This window comes from Streptomyces sp. NPDC000151, from assembly GCF_040301705.1.
GTDB lineage: Bacteria > Actinomycetota > Actinomycetes > Streptomycetales > Streptomycetaceae > Streptomyces.
Window position 1 is genome coordinate 1 of sequence record NZ_JBEPFC010000254.1, and the last position, 5,179, is coordinate 5,179.

Annotated in this window: 5 protein-coding genes; 2 read left to right on the forward strand and 3 right to left on the reverse strand. The window is 69.6% G+C overall.

All coding sequences use genetic code 11. The features are described from left to right. The 3 genes from ABT381_RS34935 to ABT381_RS34945 all read right to left on the reverse strand — a co-directional run. On the reverse strand, positions 1-1,277 hold a 1,277-nt coding region (locus ABT381_RS34935; protein WP_351601867.1), incomplete at its 3' end, for a hypothetical protein. Further along, positions 1,267-2,130: a hypothetical protein gene (locus tag ABT381_RS34940; protein WP_351601870.1), complete on the reverse strand. Its 864-nt coding sequence runs from the start codon at positions 2,128-2,130 to the stop codon at positions 1,267-1,269. The genes ABT381_RS34935 and ABT381_RS34940, both read right to left, overlap by 11 nt. A 433-nt stretch (positions 2,131-2,563) precedes the next feature. Beyond that, positions 2,564-2,872 carry a DUF8827 family protein gene (locus ABT381_RS34945; protein ID WP_031067282.1) on the reverse strand — a complete coding sequence of 103 codons (309 nt, stop codon included), beginning with the start codon at positions 2,870-2,872 and terminating at the stop codon, positions 2,564-2,566. A 362-nt stretch (positions 2,873-3,234) separates the two neighbouring features. Between ABT381_RS34945 and ABT381_RS34950 the strand changes: the two genes are divergently transcribed. Next, on the forward strand, positions 3,235-4,236 hold the full coding sequence (locus ABT381_RS34950) for a C40 family peptidase (protein ID WP_351601876.1): 1,002 nt from the start codon (positions 3,235-3,237) through the stop codon (positions 4,234-4,236). A gap of 233 nt (positions 4,237-4,469) precedes the next feature. Next, on the forward strand, positions 4,470-5,179 hold a 710-nt coding region (locus tag ABT381_RS34955), incomplete at its 3' end, for a phosphatase PAP2 family protein (RefSeq protein ID WP_351601874.1).

Genomic DNA, 5,179 nt, shown 5'->3' on the forward strand with positions numbered 1-5,179 from the left:
TCAAGGCCCTCCAGGACCACGACGTCTTCGCCGTAATTCTCCTGGACGTGCAGATGCCCGGAGCGGACGCCGCCGGCCACGGCGTCTGCCGGGCGGGACTGGCCGCCGCTGCTGTTGCCGCCGTCGCCGGAGCCGTTGCCTCCGTTGCGCGAACTGTGCGTCTTGATGCCCTGGGAGACCAGGGCGGCGGGGGAGGAGATGAGGGCGGCGGCCTGACTGCCGTCCGTCGCCGCCTTCTTGCTCGTGCGCGCCGCCATGATCTCGTCGCCGAAGCCGGGGACGAAGCGGTAGATCATCGCGCTCGCGAAGATGGCGAGCAGGATGATGGCGAGGCCGGAGACGACGGCGGAGAAGGAGTCGGGGCCCTTCTCGGAGGAGAGGGCGCCGGCGATGCCCAGCACGATCACGATGACCGGTTTGACCATGATCACCGCGATCATGATGCCGGCCCAGCGGCGGACGTGGCCCCACATGTTCTTGTCGACGAGGCCGGCGTAGACGACCGTGCCGAGCAGGGCGCCGACGTAGAGCAGGGCGGCGCGGATGACCAGCTCCAGCCAGAGGATGCCGGCCGCGAGCACGGACACGAGGGCGACGACGATCAGCATGATCGGGCCGCCGCCGATGTCCGTCCCCTTCTTCAGGGCCTCGGAGAAGGAGCCGAAGAAGATGTCCGTCTGGGCGCCGGTGCCCTTGGCGATGATCTCGGTGACGCCGTCGGCGGCGGAGACGACGGTGTAGAGGATCAGGGGGGTGAAGGCGGAGGCGAGGACGGTGAGCCACAGGAAGCCGACCGCCTCACCGATGGCCTCGGTGAGGCGAACGCCGCGGACGGCGCGCTTGGCCACGGCGAGCAGCCAGAGCACGAGCGTGAGCACGGTGGAGGCGGCGAAGACGACGGCGTACTGGCGCAGGAACGCGGCGTTCGTGAAGTCGACCTGCGTGGTCGCCTTCACGGCTTCGGACAGCTTGGTGACAATCCACGCGGCGGCGTCGGCACATCCCTTGGCGAGGGACTGGAGGGGGTCGAGGGGGTTGCTGTCGGAGATACCGGGAGAGGGGGAGGAACCACCGCTCCCTCCCGAGCCGCGCTCCTCGCAGAGCTCCTTCGCCTTGTCGGAGAGGAGCTCGCAAGGGTTGTCGCTCGGCTTGGGCGACGGCGCGGCGAAGGCGCGCGAGGCGAAGAGCACGGCCCACATCTGGAGGCCGGCGAACAGCGCCGCGAATGAGAGGGCGCGGCGGCCGGGTGTACCGGTGAGTTGAGGCTTACCGGGCATACGTGAACCCTCCGAACCCTTCGACGGCCTTGGACATCTCCTCGGCCGTCGCGGCGGCCTGGTCACGGCCGACCGGCGCCGGCCCGTTCTTCTGCGAGAGGTCGGCGATCTTCCAGTCGCCACCGGCCCACTGCAGTTTCATGGTCGTCGTGTACCAACTCTCCGCGACCGGGTTCTCGGAGCCTTCGCCGGCGAGGCCGAACAGGGAGGAGTACCAGACAGCGACCTTCGCGGAGGTCCCCTCGAACTTCTCGACCTTCGTACCGACCGGATTCGCCCGGGACACGAAGGTCATGCCGTCCGGAGCCTTGCCATTCTTGTCGAGGCCGATGCCGGCCAGGAACTCGGGATCGTCGTAGATCTTGCGCAGGCTCTGTTTGCGGGCAGCCGCGGCGGTCGGCGTGTACACCGCGTCGACGATCGCGTCGCGCGCGTCCGACCTGTACATACCGTCACTGGCGAGCGCCACCGCATAATTCGCCGCCGCCGACTGCGCCCCCGCTTCCGACTTGGGGAAGTCGGAAGGGATGGCGGGGTTTTGGGGGTTCTTGCCGGAGACCGGGTGTTGGCCTGTGGGGCTTGTGGGCTGGGCGGCCGGGGCGCCGGAGGTGTTGTCGGGGGAGGAGGAATCGGAGGTGTGGCCGCCGCGGTTGGCGAAGGCGATGGCTGCGATGAGCAGCACGACCACGCCGACGATCGTCACCAGATTGCGGCTGGACATGCCGCCGCGGGGGCGGCGGCCGGTGCCGTACACGTCGCCCTCGCCGCCGGGCAGTCTGGTGCGCGTCTGGCCGGCGGGACCCTGGCCGCCGTACTCCCCGCCGCCGTACGCTCCGTCATCTCCGAGACTCATGGTGCCTGTGCCCCCTCAACCGGCATCGCTGCCGTTTTCGCCGTCGCCTTGCCGCAACCCGGGTACGACCGTAGCCGCGTGCGAGGCGGCCAGGGCGTCCTGGTACGAGTACACCCCACTGTGACGGAACGGCGAACCCGCCCGCAGCGCCTGTGGATAACTACGCGGCGGGTTGGGAGTCCGCTGTGGGTGGGTGGTCGGAGTGGGCATCAGCATGTGGCCTCGGGTGGGAATGTGGGCCAGGTGGGGCGGCCGCGCACAGACGACGACCATGGGACGTGAGCCGGGGCGTGGCGCGGAAGAGCGCGCGGTGGGCGCGCGGACGGACGGGCGGGGCGTACGGACGGGCGTACGACGGGTGTACGGGACGGAGGCGGCGGGCCGGTGCGCGACGGCTGCCGCGCGGCCCGGCGGGCGGTGACGTTTCGGCCGGCTAGACCGCCATGCCGTAGACGATGGTGAAGAGGGTGCCCAGTGACCCGATGATGAAGACGCCGGTCAGTCCGGCGACGATCAGGCCCTTGCCCTGCTCGGCGCTGAAGGTGTCGCGGAGGGCCGTGGCGCCGATGCGCTGCTTCGCCGCACCCCAGATCGCGATGCCGAGGCAGAGGAGGATGGCCACCGCCATCACCACCTCGACCATGACGCGTGCCTCGTTGCCGAGACTCCCGAACGGGCCCCAGTCAGGGGCGATTCCGCCGATAATGGTGGTGATGTCGCCCTTTTCGGCCGCAATGAACATAAGTGAACTCACCGCCCCTATTGGGTAGTTGTCTCCCGCACCACATGGCACGGCCAGCCTCTATCTTCGCTGACAATTGCCTGTGGCGATGTCGACTTGGCGTCAAACTTTGGCGGATCCCGTGTGGGCGACGAGGACAGGGGTGTACGCGTCGTCCGTAGGGCCCGGCATTTTCACCGTGTGTACCATGCGCGGTCACGCTGAGCAATTGACGGCCGGGAGGGCGGCGAGGCCGTGGCCGAAGGGTGGCGCGGGCGTGGCCGAGGGGAACTGTGTGCGGGGAACGCCGGTTTGAGGCGGGGCGGACACGGACACGGTTCGTCGGTAGCCTGACGGGGGTCGACGTGGGGGTGAGGGGTGCGGTGCGCAAGGTCTGGGTGGGTGCGGGCATCGGCGCGGGCCTCGGTGCCTGTTTTGTCGCGCTGTTGATCATCGGTACGTACGCGGCGGCCGGGCTCGGCGGGGCCGCGGGACGGGCCGTCGGGCTGGCGAAGGGCGCGGTGCCGGCGGCGTACCAGCCGCTCGTGCAGAAGTGGGGCGCACTGTGTCCGGCGATCAACCCGGCGCTGCTGGCCGCGCAGCTGTACCAGGAGAGCGGCTGGAACCCCAAGGCGCAGAGCCCGGCGGCGGCGCAGGGGCTCGCGCAGTTCATCCCCGGCACGTGGGCGACGCACGGCGTCGACGGGGACAACGACGGTGACAAGGACGTGTGGGACCCGGACGACGCGATCGCGTCGGCGGCCTCGTACGACTGCGAATTGGCCAAGTATGTGAAGGATGTCCCGGGGGACGCCACGCACAACATGCTCGCGGCCTACAACGCGGGCGCCTATCGGGTCATCCAGCACGACGGCGTGCCGCCGTACCGGGAGACGCAGAATTACGTCAAGGTCATCACCACCCTCGCGAAGAGCTTCGAGGCGCCGGTCGAGCGGGTGCAGCCCTCGCAGCAGGCGGCCGGGGCCATCTACTACGCACAGAAGAAGCTCGGCACGCCGTACCTGTGGGGCGGGAACGGAACGGCGGACCAGGGCGGCAGGTTCGACTGCTCGGGCCTGACCAAAGCCGCTTTCCAGTCGGTCGGGGTCGAGCTGCCCCGCGTCGCCAACGACCAGTGGAACGCCGGGCCGCATCCGAAGCGGGACGAGCTGCTCCCCGGGGACCTGGTGTTCTTCGCGTACGACTTGAAGGACCCGCGGTCGATCCACCACGTGGGGATCTACGTGGGGGGCGGCTACATGATCAACGCCCCGTACACGGGGGCGGTGATCCGGTTCGACAAGATCGACTCACCTGACTACATCGGGGCCACTCGCGTCACCGAAGATGGCGCAAAAGCGCTCCCCCGTCGGAACACTGCGTGAACATGGGGCCTGAGCTGCGGAGATGAGTCAAGCTTCGATAACGTCCTGGTGATCATCCGGTGGAAAGTGGAACGTCGCGGGGGCGCATGACGTTTCCTTGGAGTGGGAGTGAGCGGCGCTGCCGGAGCACGGCTGACGGACGGCGCGGCGCACACCGCAATTGCTCGACGACCACGGGGGTTGGCAGCACTCGGACGGCGCTCGCGCGCGCGAAAGGTTAGGGGCCCCGGCACATGGCTGGACTCGCACTGGACGGGTCGAACCCCGACGTTGGCCTGCTCTACGAGGTCAACGGCCTCGCCAAGGACGCTCCGCACTGGTTCGACCAGGTGATGGAGTACGTCGGCGAGTACGGCATCATCGCCGGGCTGGCGATCCTGTGTCTCATCGGCTGGTGGGGCGCCCGCAAGAAGGCCGACGCGCCCGCCGCCGTGGCGGGCCTGGTGTGGGCGCCGCTGGCCGCCGGCATCGCGCTGCTGGCCAACATCCCGATCCGGGAGTTCGTGGCGCGGCCACGCCCGTTCAAGGACCACTCGGGGCTGGAGGTCCTGGTCGCGGGCAAGAACGACTTCTCGTTCGTGAGCGATCACGCCACGCTGACCATGGCCATCGGCGTCGGCATCTTCATCGCGCACCGCAAATACGGGCTCATCGGCATCGGCCTGGCCCTCCTCGAGGGCCTGTGCCGGGTCTACATGGGCGTGCACTACCCGACGGACGTCATCGGCGGGTTCGCGCTGGGCACGGCGGTCGCGCTGCTGTTCGCGCCGCTCGCCCAGGCGCTGCTCGTGCCGCTCATGAAGGCGATCGCGGCCTCCCGCATCGGTGCGCTGGTCCAGGTGCCCCGCGCCGGGACGGCGCACGCGGGCGGAGCGGGCGAGGGGGACGGCGCGGCTGTGACGGACGCGTTCGGGCCCGCGGGGGCGGCCGGTGCCGTCGGGGC

Excerpts from the sequence above, each read along its gene's own strand:
- ABT381_RS34940 (WP_351601870.1), bottom strand. The coding sequence starts at position 2,130 with ATGAGTCTCGGAGATGACGGAGCGTACGGCGGCGGGGAGTACGGCGGC.
- ABT381_RS34945 (WP_031067282.1), bottom strand. The coding sequence starts at position 2,872 with ATGTTCATTGCGGCCGAAAAGGGCGACATCACCACCATTATCGGCGGA.